This is a genomic window from Kitasatospora sp. NPDC051164 (genome assembly GCF_044455625.1).
Classification (GTDB): domain Bacteria; phylum Actinomycetota; class Actinomycetes; order Streptomycetales; family Streptomycetaceae; genus Kitasatospora.
On record NZ_JBITFB010000012.1, the window covers coordinates 183,151 to 200,088 of the forward strand.

At 71.7% G+C, this 16,938-nt stretch carries 15 protein-coding genes and 1 pseudogene; 10 read left to right on the top strand and 6 right to left on the bottom strand.

Going from position 1 to position 16,938, the window contains the following annotated elements; all coding sequences use genetic code 11:
• Window positions 1–75: 75 nt before the first annotated feature.
• A pseudogene (locus tag ACIBEC_RS19745) lies at window positions 76–207 on the bottom strand (multiprotein-bridging factor 1 family protein); the annotation flags it as partial.
• A gap of 228 nt (window positions 208–435) precedes the next feature.
• Between ACIBEC_RS19745 and ACIBEC_RS19750 the strand changes: the two are divergent.
• The 3 genes from ACIBEC_RS19750 to ACIBEC_RS19760 all read left to right on the top strand — a co-directional run bounded on the left by ACIBEC_RS19750 (window position 436) and on the right by ACIBEC_RS19760 (window position 3,517).
• Window positions 436–1,329: an NAD-dependent epimerase/dehydratase family protein gene (locus tag ACIBEC_RS19750; RefSeq protein WP_396288241.1), complete on the top strand. Its 894-nt coding sequence runs from the start codon at window positions 436–438 to the stop codon at window positions 1,327–1,329.
• Window positions 1,330–1,437: 108 nt separating this feature from the next.
• Window positions 1,438–2,748, top strand: coding sequence for a UDP-N-acetylglucosamine 1-carboxyvinyltransferase (locus ACIBEC_RS19755; protein WP_396288159.1), 1,311 nt, complete (start codon window positions 1,438–1,440; stop codon window positions 2,746–2,748).
• A gap of 217 nt (window positions 2,749–2,965) precedes the next feature.
• Complete coding sequence (locus ACIBEC_RS19760; protein ID WP_396288160.1) at window positions 2,966–3,517, top strand: AAA family ATPase; 552 nt, start codon at window positions 2,966–2,968, stop codon at window positions 3,515–3,517.
• A gap of 182 nt (window positions 3,518–3,699) precedes the next feature.
• On the opposite strand, the gene ACIBEC_RS19765 is transcribed toward ACIBEC_RS19760, so the two are convergent.
• Together ACIBEC_RS19765 and ACIBEC_RS19770 are read right to left on the bottom strand one after the other, a co-directional pair.
• Window positions 3,700–3,945 carry a hypothetical protein gene (locus ACIBEC_RS19765; RefSeq protein ID WP_396288161.1) on the bottom strand — a complete coding sequence of 82 codons (246 nt, stop codon included), beginning with the start codon at window positions 3,943–3,945 and terminating at the stop codon, window positions 3,700–3,702.
• Between the two features lie 84 nt (window positions 3,946–4,029).
• Entirely contained in the window at window positions 4,030–4,533 is a 504-nt protein-coding gene (locus tag ACIBEC_RS19770) for a GNAT family N-acetyltransferase (protein WP_396288162.1), read from the bottom strand.
• A 634-nt stretch (window positions 4,534–5,167) separates the two neighbouring features.
• Between ACIBEC_RS19770 and ACIBEC_RS19775 the strand changes: the two genes are divergently transcribed.
• The 6 genes from ACIBEC_RS19775 (at window position 5,168) to ACIBEC_RS19800 (ending at window position 11,426) form a co-directional block, all read left to right on the top strand.
• On the top strand, window positions 5,168–5,701 hold the full coding sequence (locus tag ACIBEC_RS19775) for a hypothetical protein (protein WP_396288163.1): 534 nt from the start codon (window positions 5,168–5,170) through the stop codon (window positions 5,699–5,701).
• 73 nt (window positions 5,702–5,774) lie between these two features.
• Window positions 5,775–6,962 (top strand): tyrosine-type recombinase/integrase, encoded by a 1,188-nt coding sequence (locus ACIBEC_RS19780; protein ID WP_396288164.1) that lies wholly within the window; start codon window positions 5,775–5,777, stop codon window positions 6,960–6,962.
• Entirely contained in the window at window positions 6,959–9,403 is a 2,445-nt protein-coding gene (locus tag ACIBEC_RS19785; RefSeq protein WP_396288165.1) for a tyrosine-type recombinase/integrase, read from the top strand. The genes ACIBEC_RS19780 and ACIBEC_RS19785 overlap by 4 nt, the downstream gene beginning before the upstream one ends.
• Entirely contained in the window at window positions 9,400–9,963 is a 564-nt protein-coding gene (locus tag ACIBEC_RS19790; protein ID WP_396288166.1) for a hypothetical protein, read from the top strand. Before ACIBEC_RS19785 ends, ACIBEC_RS19790 begins: the two co-directional genes overlap by 4 nt.
• 67 nt (window positions 9,964–10,030) lie before the next feature.
• A complete protein-coding gene (locus tag ACIBEC_RS19795) occupies window positions 10,031–10,939 on the top strand; it encodes a hypothetical protein (protein WP_396288167.1) in 909 nt (302 codons plus the stop codon).
• Window positions 10,940–11,030: 91 nt separating this feature from the next.
• Window positions 11,031–11,426, top strand: a complete 396-nt coding sequence (locus ACIBEC_RS19800; protein ID WP_396288168.1) for a hypothetical protein — start codon at window positions 11,031–11,033, stop codon at window positions 11,424–11,426.
• Between the two features lie 479 nt (window positions 11,427–11,905).
• Here the strand turns inward: ACIBEC_RS19800 and ACIBEC_RS19805 are convergent, their stop codons facing one another.
• The 3 genes from ACIBEC_RS19805 to ACIBEC_RS19815 are packed head-to-tail and all read right to left on the bottom strand — an operon-like array spanning window position 11,906 to window position 15,905.
• Window positions 11,906–13,510 carry a hypothetical protein gene (locus ACIBEC_RS19805; RefSeq protein ID WP_396288169.1) on the bottom strand — a complete coding sequence of 535 codons (1,605 nt, stop codon included), beginning with the start codon at window positions 13,508–13,510 and terminating at the stop codon, window positions 11,906–11,908.
• Window positions 13,507–14,571, bottom strand: a complete 1,065-nt coding sequence (locus ACIBEC_RS19810; RefSeq protein ID WP_396288170.1) for a bifunctional DNA primase/polymerase — start codon at window positions 14,569–14,571, stop codon at window positions 13,507–13,509. The genes ACIBEC_RS19805 and ACIBEC_RS19810 overlap by 4 nt, the downstream gene beginning before the upstream one ends.
• Window positions 14,568–15,905, bottom strand: a complete 1,338-nt coding sequence (locus ACIBEC_RS19815) for a hypothetical protein (protein WP_396288171.1) — start codon at window positions 15,903–15,905, stop codon at window positions 14,568–14,570. Before ACIBEC_RS19815 ends, ACIBEC_RS19810 begins: the two co-directional genes overlap by 4 nt.
• Window positions 15,906–16,007: 102 nt before the next feature.
• Here ACIBEC_RS19815 and ACIBEC_RS19820 point away from each other — a divergent pair, with 102 nt between their 5' ends.
• Complete coding sequence (locus ACIBEC_RS19820; protein WP_396288172.1) at window positions 16,008–16,583, top strand: hypothetical protein; 576 nt, start codon at window positions 16,008–16,010, stop codon at window positions 16,581–16,583.
• Window positions 16,584–16,938 lie beyond the last annotated feature (355 nt).

Sequence of the window (16,938 nt, forward strand, 5' to 3'; positions counted from 1 at the left end):
AGGGAACCCGCTGACCCGCTCAGGAGGAATGTGGAGCACCTGGGCAAGGCGCAGCCGGGTTTCGAGATCCACCCGCATCCTGTTGCGTTCGATCCGTGAGATTGCCGAGGCCGAGTAGCCGACAGCCTGGCCGACCTCGCCCTGCGTCATGTCCAGGGCTTGGCGCGCGCTGCGGAAGATCTTGCCTAAGTCACTGCTCGGGCCCATGGGTACCTGCCTCCTGCACACCGACGGGGAGCCAAGACCTTACTGCCTGCTGCTGACCGGCGACAGGGAGTGCGGACGCACGTCGTGTGCCGGTTCCGCACACCGTGTGCGGAACCGGGCAGAACACCTCCCGAACAGGATCGGCAGGCAGGACGGTTGCGCCAGCAGACGGACGGCACACCCAGACCGGTTCGCTGCTCGACTCCTCTGCGGAGGTACCCCTTGAACGTGCTGATCACCGGTGGTGCCGGCTTCATCGGCTCGGCCCTGACCGACGCCCTGCGCCTCGCCGGGCACGCGGTCACCCCGCTGGACAACCTCTCGGTCGCCTCCCCGCGTCCGAGCCGCAAGGGCCTGATGGTCCGCGACGTCCGATCGCTGACCGCTCAGGACCTGGACGGCGTCGACACGGTCGTGCACCTGGCCGCGCTCAAGTCCGTCCCGGCCTCGTTCGAGGTCGGCGGGTTCGAGCACAACGTCGCCGTTGACCGGCACATCCTCCACACCTTCGTCGGTTCGACCGCGCGACGGCTGCTGGTGGCCTCTTCATGCGAGGTCTACGGCGAGCAGCAGGGCCCGCTCGCCGAGAGCGCGCCGTACGCCCCCCGCTCCCCGTACGCAGCGGGCAAGGTCGCCACCGAGCAGCTGACCAGCATCTACCGGCCCCGCCTGGACGGCGACCGCCAGATCGGCATCGTCAGGTTCTTCAACACCTTCGGCCCGCACGAGAGCCCCGACGCCGTCGTGCCCGCCTTCCTCGACGCGGTCGCCGAGAACCGCCCGCTGTCGATCGAGGGCGACGGCCGGCAGGCCCGGGACCTGACTTACATCGACGACTCGGTCACCATGCTCGCCCGCGTCCTGGACGCCCCCGCGCTGCTGCCGGTCATCAACTGCGGCTCGGGCCAGGCGGTTTCCATCCTCGACCTCGCCCATGCGGTCATCAGCGCCGTAGGCCACGGCACCATCACCCACGTCGCCGCCCGCATCAACGAGATCAGCTCGTTCACCGCCGACATGGGCCTCTTCCACCGTGCCTACGGCGCCGTCGCCCGTACGCCGCTGGACGAGGCGCTGGCCCTGAGCGCTCAGACCCGTACATCCGCTCTGACGGCGGCCTAAGGCGGCCCCGGCACACCGCCGACCAGCCCGTGCGGCTCGCGGTTCCGTCGCTCCGGCCGGGACTGCGGGCCGCCCTCCAACACGCCCCCACCGTCGCGGAAGGTACCCGTGAACGATCAGATGCAGAGCCTGCTGCCGCGCCACGCCGACACCCGCGCCATCCGCATCACCGGCGGCCACCGCCTGAAAGGCACCATCTCGGTCCAGGGCTCGAAGAACATCGCGCTTCACCTGTACGCCGCCGCCCAGCTCGCCGACACGTCGCTGACTCTGTCCGGCACCCCGGAAATCCTGGACAGCCATGTCTGCGCGGAAATCCTGACCCGCACCGGTACTCAGGCCAGGATCACCGGTGACCGCTTCATAATCGCGCCCGCTGTCGACTGGCACCCGGTCATCCCAGACGAGCTGGGCGGGCGTATCCGCACCACCGCCGTCATGGCCGCCGGCCTGCTCGCCAGAGCCGGTCGCGTCCGCTTCCCCCTGCCGGGCGGCGACGCCTTCACTCACCGCCTCATCGACCGGCACCTCGCCGCCATGGAGGCTGCCGGCGCCACGCTGGACGTCACCAGCACCCATGTGAGTGCCCGCCTGCCCGGTCAGGCCCCGGCGCCGTTCACCGTCGACGTGAGGACCCAGAAATGGGGGCCGAGCCTGGGAGCCACGGTCACCGCCATGCTGCTCGCCGCCCGCGCTCGCGGCACCTCCACCATCCTCAACCCCAACTCCGAGCCGGAAGTCCTGACGACCGCCGCGATGCTCGCGGAAGGCGGTGTCGACATCATCTGGCAGGGCACCGGCGCCCTCCACATCACCGGGACCGACCGCATGACCGGCGGAACCGTGGCCGTTCCGCCGGACCGGCTGGAGGCGGCCACGCTCGCCCTGGCCGCCGCCATCACCGGTGGAACCGTTCACCTCGACAACGTCCCCGTCGCCACGTTTCCCCCCGCGCTCGTGGCTATGCTCGCCGACGCCGGGATCGAGCTCGACCCGACGGACGGCGGCACCAGCGCCCGCTGCCCCTCCGGTCCCCGGCCCGTACAAATGGCCACGGTCTCCGCCACCTGCACCGATGTTCAGCCCCAGCTGACCGCCTTCCTCACCCAGGCCCCGGGCACCTCCCGCATCGAGGAGCGGATCTACACCGCCCGGGACACTCACGTGGCCCCCCTACGCGCCTTCGGCGCGGCCGTCACCGCCGACGGACCGACCATCACCGTGCACGGCCCGTCCATCCTCACTGCAGCCCGTGTGGCCGGCGAGGACATCCGAGCCGTCGCTGCCCTCGTGATCGCAGCCCTTGCGGCCCGAGGCACCTCGACAGTCCAGGGCGTCTATCACCTGCAACGCGGCTACGGAAGCCTGCTGCCCAAGCTCGCCACGCTGGGCGCCGAGCTGGAGGTCATGCAGGAGTAGGCTCGCAGCACCCTCTGGGAGCCATTGGCCGTTCTGGCAACCCCGCACCACGCCCGTGGCTGCACCCTGGCACGACCGGCCGAACACGAGAATCTGACCGCCAGCCTGGCTTCATGGCCGTCCGGCTCCGCAAACGGCACCCTGGAACCTAGGCGCCGCGCCAGCCGCCTCAACGACCGTCCCCGGAGCCCACCCGTGCCCGTCCGAACTACTGGCCGTGGTCAGCGGCCCGCCGGCGACCGGCAAGACCACCCTCGCCCGGGAACTCGCCCAGCACCTGGGCTGCCCCGCGATCCTGCGTGACGAGATCAAGCAGGGCATGGTCATGAACCATCCCGGTCACGACCCCGAGGACGACGATCCCCTCAACATCCCAGCTCTGGAGGCGTTTTTCGCAACGCTCACCGTCCTCCTCCGGGCCGGGACGTCCGTCGTCGCCGAGGCTGCCTTCCAAGACCGGCTCTGGCGCCCCGGGCTGGAGCCGCTCATAAAGATCGCCGACCTACGGATCATCCGGTGCACCACCCCCGCGCCGGCGATCGCGCAGCGCATCGCCGACCGTGCCCACCGCGACAGCCACAGGGCCGCCCATGGTGACAAGGCCCTGCTCGCCGATATGAAAGCCGGGCTGTACAACCCCGATCAGTTCGTGCCCATCAGCCTGGACGCGCCGAACCTGCTGGTGGACACCTCTGACGGCTACACGCCTGGTATGACGGAGATTCAGAGATTTCTGCTGCGGCCGGAGTGCGAAGAAGGCGCAAGCTGAAGATCCCGCCGTGACTGCCCTCAGCCGGACAGGAAAGCCTTCGAGCTGGGCAACGCGCGGAATCGGTGGACCCCAGTGTGGCTCGCGGCGTAGCGTCAGGGGTGAGGTCCCGCCGCATCCCCCGTCGGCGGGACCTCCTTGGCTCCTGGCCGGCAGCGGCGCTGGCGCCGCCACGATGTTCGTCAGCCGCGAGCAGGCTCGGTCGCCGTCACCAGGGTGATGCGCTCGGCGCAGATGGACGCGTCTCCCGTGCGGTGCCCCGGTTCGAATACCGCGACGGTGTAGCTCGTGATCCCGGAGGGCAGTTGCAGGAACATGTCGTTCACGCGCGCCTTGGCGTGTTCCAGGGCGTCGGACGCACTGGGTTGATCGACGGTCAGCATGCGCGGGCCGATCCCGGGGATGTCCACCTCGACGTTCCACTTCATGCGGCCATCCTGGCAGAGCACTTCCCGGCCGCTGGCCATTGAGCAGCCGAGCACCGGAGCGTGCGTGGCTGTCGGGGTCGGAGGTCAGTACCGAGCCCGTCGCAGGACGGACTTCTTCAGCGCCCGGTTGATGTCGGGGTTGCGGCCGGGGACGTAGGAGTGGACCGGCGCGTAGCCACAGGCGGCGTACAGGGCGAGAGCCGCGCTGTTGTGGACGCCGGTCTCCAGCAGGACCTCGGTGTGGCCGCGGCCAAGTAGATCTCGTTCGAGAGCGGCGAGGATCCGGCGGCCGAGCCCTTGCCCGCGAGCGGCCGGGGCCACGTACATCCGCTTGATCTCGGCTGCCGAGGGGCCGAGGGTGCGCCAGCCTCCGCAGGCCAGGGCCGGTCCGTCTCCGAGACGGGCGACGAGGAATCGGCCGTGCGGGGCGTCGAATTCTGCGCTGTCGGTCGTCTCGGGGTCGTCGGCGGTGCTGTAGGTGGCGAGCTGCTCTTGGTGGAGGGCTCGAGTGAGGGCGCGGGCATCGGCGGTGCCGTACGGGACGGCGGTGAGCGTCCATTGAGGGGCGGCCGGAAGCAGCGAGGTCATGGTGTCGATACTGCCGGGTGGAGGGCCAGGAGGAGCAGCAGTTCCGCGGCCGCCAGCACCACAGCGTCCGTACGCCGGCCCGAGCACCCCGGCCACCGTGCCCAGCCCTCGCGCACCATCGGGTCGTCGGCGCAGTGCCGGCGCGCCTCCGCATACCCCGTCGTGAAATCGGATCCGGCCGCCGAGGGGTTGGGGTCTGGAGCCGCCGCTGCCGGGCCCCCGGCCCCGGCACCCGGCGTCACGTGGTGACGCAGACACCCCCGGTGACGCTGCCAGGTGACGCTGGAGTGTTCGCCCGGACGCCGCGTTGACCTGTGGTCTTTCGTCCGGACAGGCGGGCGGCAGACGCTGATGACGCTCTGACACACCATGTCTCCGGTTCGCCTACTTCTCTGCTCCCTTCTCTCAGTGAGATGGAGTACGAGAGCGTCATCAGCGTCATGAATACGCAAGTGACCGCACGAACATACAGGTCACAGCCCATCCAGGCCGGGCAGGGAGTGCGTCATGGACAGCGTCACCCCTGCGTCACCGTGACCTCTGACAGGCGACCCTGACTGTTTGCCACCCGACCTTGACCACCGCCAGGTTCCTGCCACCCGAGCCTGACCGGCGGGTGGGTACATGTACCGGTGTGAGCAGACTCCAGTGGGCGGGCATCGTGAACCGGGCCGCCGTGATCGTCACCGGCTACGACGCGGTCGGCGGCTGCACCCTTCGCCAGGTCTACTACCGGCTGGTCGCCGAGGGCCTGATCCCGCACACCGCGCCGACCTACCGGCGGCTGTCCGCCCGCCTCGCCCAGGCCCGCCGCGACCGGGAGTTCCCCAACCTCATCGACCCGCTGCGCGAGGTGCACGTCCCGCCGTCGTGGCCGGACGCCCGCGCCTTCCTACGCGAGGCACCGGACTGGTTCGCCCTGGACCGGACGGCCGGCCAGACCACGGCCGTGTACGCGGCCTGCGAGAAGGACACCCTGAGGGCCCAGCTCACCCGCTGGCTCCAGGAGGCCGGGATCCCCGTCCTCGTCGTCCGCGGATTCGGCAGCCAGAGCTACGCCCAGCTCGTCCGCGAGCGCGCCGCCCGCGACCCGCGCCCGGCCGTACTGCTCTACATCGTTCTCCCTGGCGCTTCGATGTGTGGCGGGACGCTGCGTCTGATCGTGTGAGCTGGGGTTCTTCCTCGCATCTCTGGAGCTGTCGTGATCGTTGCGACACGTTGCAGATGGAGTGGAGGAAGCCTTGCGGGCGTTTCGGGTGCAGTTGCCTTCGGGTGCTGGGTACTGGACGGTGCTGGACGAGGAGCTGGCGGTGGTGCCGGCGGCGGATGCGTTCTTGCGGTACGTGCGGTTCGGCAAAGACCAGGCGGAGTTGACGACGCGTACGTACGCCGGGCACGTCGCCCTGTACCTGCGCTGGTGTGCCCGGACCGGCCGAGACTGGAGGACCGCAGCGCAGGACCTCGGGCTGTTCACCGTGTGGCTGAAGTACGGGACACCGGACGCCACGGGCATCGAGCGGCCGGTGGCGGGCCGCGGGGTGGTGATGGCCGGACCGGGGACGGAGCCCCACCGCCAGCCGGGCCGGATCGGGAACGTGCTGACCGGAGTGCGGCAGTTCCTTCTGCACGCCATCACCACGAAGTCCGTGCCGTCGGAGGTGCTGGTGCAGCTCTACGAGGTGGCCGAGGACTGGGACCTGCCCGAGGAAGCCCGCGGCGAGGGGATGAGCTACCGGCTCAAGGCCCGCCACCGGGTGCAGGTGCCGCGCAAGCGCCGGGACCGGGCTACGGACGCCGAAGCGGTGGCCCTGTTCATGGCCTGCCACAACGCCCGCGACCGCTTCATCGTGCTGCTACTCGCCCGCGCCGGACTGCGCCGCGGCACCGCGGCGGGCCTGCGGCGCGAGGACATGCACTTCATGCCGGACTCCACCGCGCTGGGCTGCCGGATGGCCGGCTCGCACCTGCACGTGCTACGGCGGGAGAACCCCAACGGCGCGTGGGCCAAGCGCCAGCAGTCCGCCGCCCCGGGGAAGGCCAAGCCGGTCGACTTCCTGGTGGTCCAGGCCCACGACCAGTACGTGATCGAGCGGATGGCGCTGCCGCACGGGGCGGCGAGCGACTTCGTGCTGGTGAACCTGTTCGCCGAGCCGCTGGGCGCCCCGATGAGCCCGGACGGCATCACCGAGCTGCTTCAGCGGCTGTCGAGGCGGGCCGGGCTGTCGCGCATCGTGACCCCGCACATGCTCCGGCACGCGATGGCCAGCAACGTCGTGGACGCCGGCGGGAGCCTGGACGAGGTGGCCGCACTGCTCGATCATGCACGGCTGTCCAGCGCCGAGCCGTATCTGCACCCCGATCCCGACCGGCTGCGGCAGGCGGTCGACCGGGTGCCCTCGCCGCGCGAGCTGGCGGGTGGACTCCGATGAGCGCCACGCTGCCGGCCGCGCCGCCGGCGCCGGGGGCCACCACGGAGGAGAGCGCGGCGTTCCTGTGGTCGCTGATCGAGCCGGAGTTCTTCACCGAGGTCGGCTGGGACGGCGATCGACGCGTCCTGACCGCGCCGATCGACCACCCCATGCTGGGGATGCGGGCCTGCCCAGTGCCGGGATGCGACCTTCCGTCGAAGGCCCGCGGTCTGTGCCGGACCTGCCAGGACCAGCACCGCAAGTCGGGACTGCCGCTGAAGGAGTTCATCGAGCTCCCGCGTACCGCCTCGCGCGTCGTCCCGGGGCAGTGCCGGGTCGACGGATGCGAGCGGACCTGGATCAACTCCCAGAAGCAGCCGCTGTGTCGGTCGCACTGGTACCAGTACGTGCAGTTCGGCGGCACCCTGCCCGAGTTCCTTACCGATCCGGCGGCGCGGGCGCTTCCGGGCCTGGGGGACTGCGGAGCGCTCGCCTGCACCCGCCAGGCCGTGACCGCCGTGGGCCACCGGCTCTGCCACCCGCACGGCATGCAGCTCAACCAGCTCCGCAAGGAGGGGCCCGTCGACGAGCAGATGTGGTTGCGGACGGCACCGTCGGGCTGCAACGGCTCTGAGATCAGCTTCCGGGGCTTGCCGGACCTGGTCGTCGCGCAGCTGCTGTTCGGCCTGCAGCACCGCTGCCGACGCGGAGCGAAGACCGACGTGGGCGGCCTGCGCTCGCTCATCGACCGCACGATCCGCCCCTCGCAGGCGGGCCGCCTGGAGGACGTCCCCAGGCCGGGGGTGAACAGCACCGCGGTGATCCTCCTCAACCGGCTGACCGCCTACGCGCAGCGGGCCTTCAAGTCCCCCGAGGGCGAGTACGGAAAGGACAGCTGGGACCTTGCGGTCTTCGGGCACCGCGGCACGGTGGAGTTCACCGCCGTTCACCAGCCGTGGCTGAAGGAGGCCGCAAAGCGCTGGGCCCGCGATTACCTGACCCGCGTGCGCTCCCGCAGCACCTCCTCGCACGCCCGCCAGCACATGACCGCGCTGGCCTTCCTGTCGCGCAGTCTCGACGCCCGGCCGGACCACGGCTTGGACCGGGCGGCGCTGGGGCGGGCGGACATCGAGAACTACCTGAACCGGATGACGTTCCTGGAGGCCAACGGCCGTATCGCCGCGACGACCCGTGTCAGCTACGTCCGGGCGACACGCAACGTGCTGAGGCAGTCCCGTGTGATGGGCCTGACCAGGGCGGATGGCCCGTTGGCCGGGCTGCCCGACGACTTCGTGATCACCCGGCACGACGTCCCGAGGCCGCCGGAGCCCTCGGAGGAGGGCCAGGACCTGCCGCCGGAGGTGCTGCGTCAGCTCTGCGCTCACCTGGACCTGTTCGAGGAGATGACCTGCCGCGAATTGCGGGTCGCGGTGGAGCTGCTGATGGACACCGGCCGGCGCCCGGAGGAGATCTGCAAGCTGGAGTACCACTGCCTGAACCGGGACCGGCAGGGCAAGCCCGTCCTGGTCTACAACAACTGGAAAGAGCAGCGGATCCGCCGCGAGCTGCCGATCCACGAACCCACCGCCCGGCTGATCCGCGAGCAGCAAGAACGCGTCCGCCTTCTCTACCCCGACCGGCCGCTGTCCCAGTTGGTCCTGCTGCCGTCGTCGGTGATGAACCAGCTCGGCACCAAGGGCATCGACGCCACTCACTTCAGCGGGATGCATCGCGACTGGGTCACCGAGCTGCCGGAGTTCTTGCTGGACGACGGGACCGTCTTCGACGAGGAGAAGGTCTTCCCTTACGCCTACCGGCACTCCTTCGCCCAGCGCCACGCGGACGCCGGCGTCTCCATCGAGGTCCTCTCACCCTTGATGGATCACGACTCCTACCAGTCGACCCGCTGCTACTACCGGGTCAAGGAAGTACGGCTGCGCGAGGCCGTCGACAAGGTCACCGCCATGCAGTTCGACCGCCACGGACAGCGGGTCTGGGGAGCGGTCACCACCTTGCTGGACGCCGAACGCATCCGCCTGGCGATCGGGTCGGTCCAGGTCCCCTTCGGCACCTGCTCAGAGCCGTCCAACGTCGCGGCCGGCGGCGGTGCCTGCCCCCTGCGGTTCCGCTGTATGGGCTGCGACCACTACTCCACCGACATCTCCTACCTCCCCGAGCTCAGCGCCTACCTCGACGGCCTGCTGCGGCAGCGGGAGCGGCTGCGTTCGATGACCGAGGCCGACGACTGGGCCCGAGCCGAGGCCACCCCGTCCGAGGAGGAGATCGCCCGCGTCCGACGGCTGATCCGCCGCGTCACCGAGGAGGTCGACCAGCTCACCGACACTGAACGCGCCGAGATCCAGCAGGCCGCCGCCATGGTCCGCAAGACCCGCCAGGGCTTCCTCGGCATGCCGCGCATTCCCCAGCCCCTGCCCGACCTGCGACCGGAGCGACCCGCATGACCCCACCCGACCCCGCCGTCCAGGCCATGCTGGAAGGCCGCCGGGCCGACACCGTCCGACGCCGCCAGCGGGTCCTCACCGCCCTGACCGAGGCCGCGAAGGACGGCTCCGAGGTCAGCGTCGCGGCCATCGCTCGCCGCGCGGGCGTCGACCGCACCTTCCTCTACCGCCACCGCGACCTGCTCGGCCAGATCCACGCCCAGGCCGCTGAGCCGCCCACGGTTCCCGGCGGCCGGGGCCCGGCCGTCAGCCGGGCCTCGTTGCAGGTCGACCTGGTGGCTGCCGACGCCCGCACCGCCCGTCTCGCCGCCCAGGTCCGCCGCCTCGAAGGCCGGCTCAGCGAGGTCCTGGGCGAGCAGGTCTGGCGCGAGTCCGGAATCGGCGGCCCCGACGACACCGAACAGCTCCAGGCACGGATCACCACCCTCGAACAACAGGTCGTCGACCTGGAGCTCAAGCTCCAGGACCAGGGCGACGACCTCGCCGCCGCCCGCGCGGCCAACCGCGAGCTGATGGCCCAGCTCAACCGAGGACGCGACACGCCTCCGCCTCCCGGATGAAACCCCAGGTCACCGCCCACTTGAGCGAAAGGACGCCATGGCGGACTCTTGAACCCAGGAGGCCACGATGCCGAACAAGCGCCCCCGCGGGCCGCAGCCGCACTGGCGGCCCAAGCGGGAGACACTGCGGGTGCTGACCGCGGTCGACACCGTCCTTGACCGCTACCGCGACCACCTGCCTGTCTCGCTCCGCCAGCTGTTCTACGTGCTCCTGAGCGACGGCGTGTTGGAGAAGACCGAGCGCGACTACAAGCGGATGTGTGAGTACGTCGGCATGGCCCGCCGCTCCGGACGGATCCCCTGGGACGTGATCCGCGACGACACCCAGATCGCCGTGGACGCCCCGCCCTCCTTCACCGGCCCCGAAGACTTCTGGACAGCCGTGGAGACGGCGGTCGACGGCTACCGCGTCGACCGCCAGGAGGGCCAGCCCGTCCGGCTGGAGCTGTGGTGCGAGACGGCCGGCATGGTCCCTCAACTGGTACGCATCGGCGAGGAGTTCGGCATCTCCTGCTTCTCCGGCGGTGGGTTCGACGGCCTGGCCGGCAAGCACGACGCAGCCGTCCGGGCGATCTCCGGAGGCCGCAGAACCAGCGTTTTGCACCTGGGCGACTACGACCAGAGCGGCGTTCACATGTTCAGCTCGCTGGCCGAGGACGTGATCGCGTTCGCCGAGGCCGCGGGCGCCGAGGTGGAGTTCGAGCGGGTCGCGGTCACCCCCGAGCAGATCGTCACCCACAACCTGCCGACCGCCCCGCCGAAGGCGACCGACCGGCGCTCGTTCTCCGGCACGACCACCACCCAGGCCGAGGCGCTGCCGCCCGACATCCTGGCCGCGATCGTGCGCGAGGCCATTGAGACCCACTGCGACCCCGACGTCCATCGGCAGGCGCTCGCCCGTGAGGAAGCCGAGCGGCAGGAGATCCGCCAGCGCCTGAACGGGCGGCCCGAACCCGGTCAGCATCCCGCCGAGTGAATCTTCCGTCAGGTTCCGTGCACCACACCTGTTGCGCACGCTATGGTCGTCTCGACCGCTTCTGAGCTGCGAGAACTCGAACCGCACGCTCGTGGCGCCCCGGAGAATGGTCGGCGACTTCGATGCCTCCGGCGCCGACATCGAGCGCGACTGGATCGCCCGCACCGCGTGTTGGGCCTCCGTGCAGCGCGTCCTGCTCACCCACGACCAGGTCCGCGAACACGAACTGCCCCCTGCCGAGGGGAAGGCCGGCGATCCCCGCTGGCCGGCCTTCGCCCGCCGACACCACCTTGACCCAGTCCGGCCTGTCCAGTGGGAGGTCGAGGCGCTCGACCCCGCCGAACTCCGGCACCTGGTGCTTGCCGCCGCCGAACCGCACATCGACCGCACCGTCCTCGCCGCCCGGATCGCCGAAGAAGAACGCCAGCGCGCCCAACTGCGGGAGTTCACCGACCAGGCGCTCCGCTCCCTCGGCCCCGGATCCTGAAACGGCGGTTGTCTTGAACGGCTTCCGGTGGACCCGGGCGAACGGCGGAAGTTGGCCCCACCCCTCGAGCGGGCAGTCGACAGCTCAGCTCGCCGTCGCCGACCTCTTCTCGTTGGCTGCGCTTGTGCCCGGACCGACTACGGGCCTGCCGGTCGAACACCTGGCGGAGCCACTGCTGACCGTTCTGGTTGGGCCACTTCAGACCGTCGCGGACAGGCGGTCAAACTCACCTGTCAATCGGTCAGGGTCGACTGTCAAAGGTCACACCGCCTGCCGGATCGGCGACCACCTCAACCCGGGCGGGGCTGCGACGGTCGCCCTCCTCCCGGGCGGGCTCCGCAGTGCCGTGCACTGGGGAAAGGGCTCCTCGGGCCGCCCCTGGTCGGCCCGTCCGCTGGCATCCGGGCATGCGGACGGCCCGCGCGTCCGGGTGGCGACGGCAGGTGGGGTCTGGTCCGGTCAGACGGGCGGGCGTTGCGTCAGGTGCCCGGGTCCGGCGCGGGGTCGAGGGTGATCAGGAAGCCTCGTCCGCTGCCGGTGCGGGGCAGTTTGCGGATGTCGATGCCGCGTTGGCGCAGGGCGGGGGCGAGGGAGGTGAGGCGGGCGGAGAGCAGCGCGGTGGTCTTGGGCCAGGTGTCGGGGAGGGGGCCGGGCGGTCGGAGGACGGTGTCGATCTGTCCGGTGGTGGCCTGCCATTCGGTGGTGTCGGTGGCGCTGGCCCAGCGGGTGAGGGCGGTGGCGACCGGGTCGGCGTCGATGACGTCGTCGGTGATCTCCTCCTGGGCGCCGGTGTAGGTGGCCAGGGTGTCCCAGCCTGTGACCGCGTCCAGGGCCCACAGCAGTTCGGCCCAGTCGGCCATCCGCGGCCGGTGGTCGAGTTGGGCGGCCGCGTCGGGCAGGCGTGCCCACACTTCGGCGGCCAGGTCGAGCAGGCCGCCGAGGATGCGGCCGTGCGCGGCCCGGTAGCTGCGCCACAGGTCGTGTTCGCTGCGCCGGGCCTTAGGGTCGATGGCCTCCAGGGTGAAGGGGAGCAGTCGTTCGGCGAGGTCGGGCTGGAGGGCGCCGACGTCGATGCCGGTCAGCACGACCGGGCGCTGGTAGGCCCAGGAGGTGACGTCGTCGTCCGTGTACATCTCGCGTTTGGCGACGGAGGCCCCGGTGACGGTCCGGCACAGGAAGTCCGAAAGCCACTGGGGGATGCCGTGGATGTTGTCCAGGCCCATGGTCCAGCCGGCCGAGGCGGCGACCGCGCCGTCGTCCTCGGAGCGCGGCACGTTGCGGACCTCGGCCCGGATCCCGTCGAGTACCCGCAGGAGCTGCCGGGCGGAGGTCGTCTTCGCCGTGCCGCGTTCGCCGTTGAAGTACGCGACGGGGCGGGGCATGTCCGGGCGCAGCCCGGCCAGCAGCCAGGCGACGGCCATCCGCCAGGACGGCTCGGCGAGCGCGGACAGTTCGCGCAGCAGCCCCAGCCCGGCCCGCCAGCCGCCCGGATCTCGTTCGGGGAGTGGGAGCTCGCCGGTCAGCCGGGTACGCCGCCACAGCGGCCCCTCGCCGACGGGGGGTGTGCTCACCGACCAGGTTCCCGGTTCAATGCAGACGCTCTGCCCGTCCGCCCGCCCCAGGTCGAGCCAGGTCACCTGTTCGTCGGCCGGGTCGGGGGCGATTCGCAGGTGGACCGGTTGATCCGGAGCGTCCAGGGCGAGGGCGTCCATGGAGGCGATCGCGTCCGTCAGGCATCCCTGGGAGGGGGCCCTGCCGGTGCGCAGCACGTAGGAGCGGTTGAGGAGTTGACGCAGGCTGCCGGTGCCGCCGAAGCCGCCGGCGGCGCGCAGAGGGCGGGCGATCGGTGGTCCTTCGGCCGGGACGGCGTACGCGGTCTGGTCGCAGCGCACCAGGACGTACTCGTCGATGCCCAAGTGGAGCAGGACGTCGGACTGCGACAACTTCGGCCCGCGCTCGGTGCTCTGCTGCTCGGCCGGTGCCGCGGCCGTCGACTCCCCCAATTCGGCGGTCGGCGCCGGGCGGGCGGGCCGGGGTTCGCCGGCGGGGACCGGGAGCGTCACGCGGGTGGTCAGGTCGGTCATGGCCGTGCTCCGGGACTCGGGATGGTGCGCGGCGAGCACATGCCCGCCTGGAGTGCGCGGCGGAGGGTGGACTGGGCCTTGGCTTCGCCGGGGTCGACCCCGGCGAGCGCGGCGGCCTCGGTGAGCGCCCGGTGGGCCTCGCCGAGCTCCAGCAGCCCGGCGCCGACCAGGCGGCCGAGTCGGAACCCGGCGCGGTTGATGGCGTCGTTGCGGCCGGAGCGGGCGCCGACGACGGTCTCGGCCTCCCGGCGCAGTGCCGCGGCGGCGTACGCGGCCGCGTCGTGCGGCCGGTGCCGCGCGGCGGGGCGGGGAAGCCGGATCCGGGCCGGCGGCGGGTCGGCGGCGGGGTCGCGGGAGCGCAGGCCGACGCGCGCGAGCTCGAGGGCGAGCCAACGCGGCAGCCGGGCGGGTTCCGATCTCGGGCCGGTGAGCTGGTAGCAGCCGGCCGGGGTCCTGGTCGTGGGCGCGACCGCGGTGGACCAGCCGGCCCGGACGTCGATCTGCCAGCCCAGTCGGCCGGCGCCCTGCGTGAACCGGGCTCCGCCGGCCTGGTACCAGAGATGGACTCCGCCGCCCGGGGTGCGCACCGTCAGCGTCGGCGGGGCGTGCAGCAGGCTCTCGGCCCGCCGCACCCGGCACAACAGCTCCAGCACGTCCACCCCGGTGCGCACCTCGTCCGCCTCCGGGACGGTGGCCAGGTCGATTCCGGGCAGCACCAACTCGCGCTCCGGCAGTGGGTGGTGGTGGTCGTCCAGGTCGACGACTACGAGGCCGGACGGGCCGGTGGCCACGCCGACGGCGAAGGTGCGACCGCCCCACCAGCGGCGGATCAGCTCCGGATCGGTGGTCGCCGCCCGTACCCCGTGGCAGTACCGTCCCGCCGCCAGGCAGCCGCAGCCGTCGGCACCGAGGTCGGGGAACCCGCAGGGCGGCCGGCCCCCGGACGTGGGTGGGCGGCACCGGCGGCAGTTGCCGGCCGGGCGCTTCGATCCGGGCAGCAGCGGATGGACCCACCACCCTCTGCCCGCGCACCGCATGGCGAGCTCAAGTTCGCTGCTCACGCCGCGCTCACCGCCTGCCGGGCCCGGGCCAGCTGCACCGGTGCCGGGATGGTCTCGCCTTCCAGTGGCCTGGCCGCGTACTGGGCGATCCGGTCCCGCCAGCCACCGACCGGGGGCTGGACCGGGGCCTGGACCTCGGCGCGGACCTGGTCGAGCCGCTGCGCCAGCAGGGCCCGTGCGCACCGGCGGGCCGCCTCGTCGGCCGCGGCCAGGACCTCGGGCTCGCCGCGGCGCCGGACCCGCTCGATCCCTGCCACCCGGTCGGCCTCCGCCCTCGCTTGCGGGCCGCGGAGCAGTGCCTCCAGCGCGAGCGCGCGCTCCCGGACCACCAGCTGCTCGACGAGCTCCCGCAGCTGCCAAACCACCGCCGCCTCCGGCAGCCCCTGGCCGCGCCACCGCTCCCCCGCCTGCTCGGCCTCGGCCTCCAAACGCGCCCGGCACACGCCCAGCAGACCGGCCGGGGCGGCCGGGACGTCCACCAGGCCGGCCGCCACGGCCGCGAACTCCGAGGCCGACTCCAGGGCCCGGCGTGTCGTCCGGGTCTCCGAGCAGATCAGGCACAGCCCGCCGGCCTCCGGCGCCCCGCACTCCACGCACGGCCGGGCCGCCAACTCAGCCTGAGCAGCAGCCTGTTCATCCCGCTGTCGGGCCCACGCTTCCTCACGCCGGGAGCGCTCGACCGTCGCGCGCTCGCGGCGAACGGCGTCCTCGGCCGCCCGCCGGGCAACTTCCCGGCTCAGCCGCCGCTCCACCTCCGCCCGGAACTCCTCCAGCTCGAGGACAGGCAGCTGCTCGTTGACGGACCGTGCGACCTGGTGCCGCAGCGCCCGGCGGTCCTCGACCAGCAGCTCGCAGGACGGGCAGACCCGGCCGGTGTCCATCCGTACACGGTCATCGCACTCCTGGGCGTAGCACTCGGCCCGCTGCGGCAACCCGCGCCCGAGTAGCCAGCCGATCGGATCCCGTACCGGCTGCCCGAACTGCGCGGCCAGGCGGCGCTCCAGGCGTTCGGCCAGCACGACCGGGGCCTGCTCCGAGCCGACGATCCCGGCCAGGCGCACCAGCTCGGCCCGTGCTGCAGCCCGGACTCGACGCCGGCCACCGGCATGCCCAATCCGGGCCCACTCCCACTGCACCGGCCCCAGGACCCGCTCCAGCCCGCGGGGCAGCGACCACCGCAGCAGCACCCGCGCACCACCGACCAGCGACTTCTGCTTCTGCCGTTCGACGACGAGGCCCTGGTGCTGTTCCCCGCGAAGCGGGCCACCGCAACCACCGACCCGCTCGTCGGCTTCGACAGTGCCGGGCTCGGGCTGGTCCTTGCGCCCGCTCACGCGCTCCGGCAACGGTGGGAACCCCAATGCGGCTTCGCCGGAAAAGCAAAACTCAGCAGCACCAGAACCACCTAGAGCGACCACCTGAGGAGCGTGGTGGGCGTGGAGTGGTGCACCAGCATCCGCGCCGCTACCCGACACCTCAGAAGTCTGTTCGCCCAGGTCAGAGACACTTTCGTCCCCTACCTCCGCTTCCTCGGGAACATCCTGACCCCTGAGTGCACCATCCGCATCGACGAGATCACCGTCCACGACATCGAAGAACCCGACCTGGAGCCAGCCCTCCCCCGGCCCCGACAGGTCCTCGTCCTCCAACGAGCCCGAGCACTGCGTGCACACCGAGCCCCGGCCCTCCGACGGAGCACCTGCAGGTTCGACGGCCTCGTCGACGCCCGGCGGGAGCTGCGCGGGGACGACCTCCAAGTCCGCCTCGGAACGCCCGTGTGCGGCTGCGACCGCTGGCACCAGGATCTTCAGCCGCGCACCGGGCACACCGCGGCCCGGCACCTCCAGCAACCCCTGCCGGACCAGCCCGTCCACCACCTGGGCCGCCTCCACCAACGGGCGGCCGATCAGCCGCGCGACCGTCGCGTCCGCCCGATCGAACCCGGCCGCTACTGCCCCGCCCACCAAGGGCACCCGGCCATCCGGGCGTGCCGCCAGCACCAGACGGAGTAGCGCGAGACGCTCGGCTGCCGCACCGCGCCCCCGCCGCTCACCGAGCAGACCGGACGGCGTCTCAGGCTTGCCCACCGGAGCCCATCCAGGGCCGAACAACCGCTCGCACAACGCCAGGAGAACCGCCAACTCGCGCTTCTCCAGAACCAACGGATCAGAGCTTTGAGCGAGGGCAGCCGTGAGCGGCAACAACTCCCACCGCAAGCCGGTCACCCGACGTACGCCCTCGACCGACGCCGTCGTCACCTCGGTCGAGACCGCGCCTGAGACCCGGAGGGCCGGCAGCACCCGATGGTCGACGTAGGACTCCGACACCCCCAACCACCGTGCCAACTCCCCAGCGGTCAACTCCAAT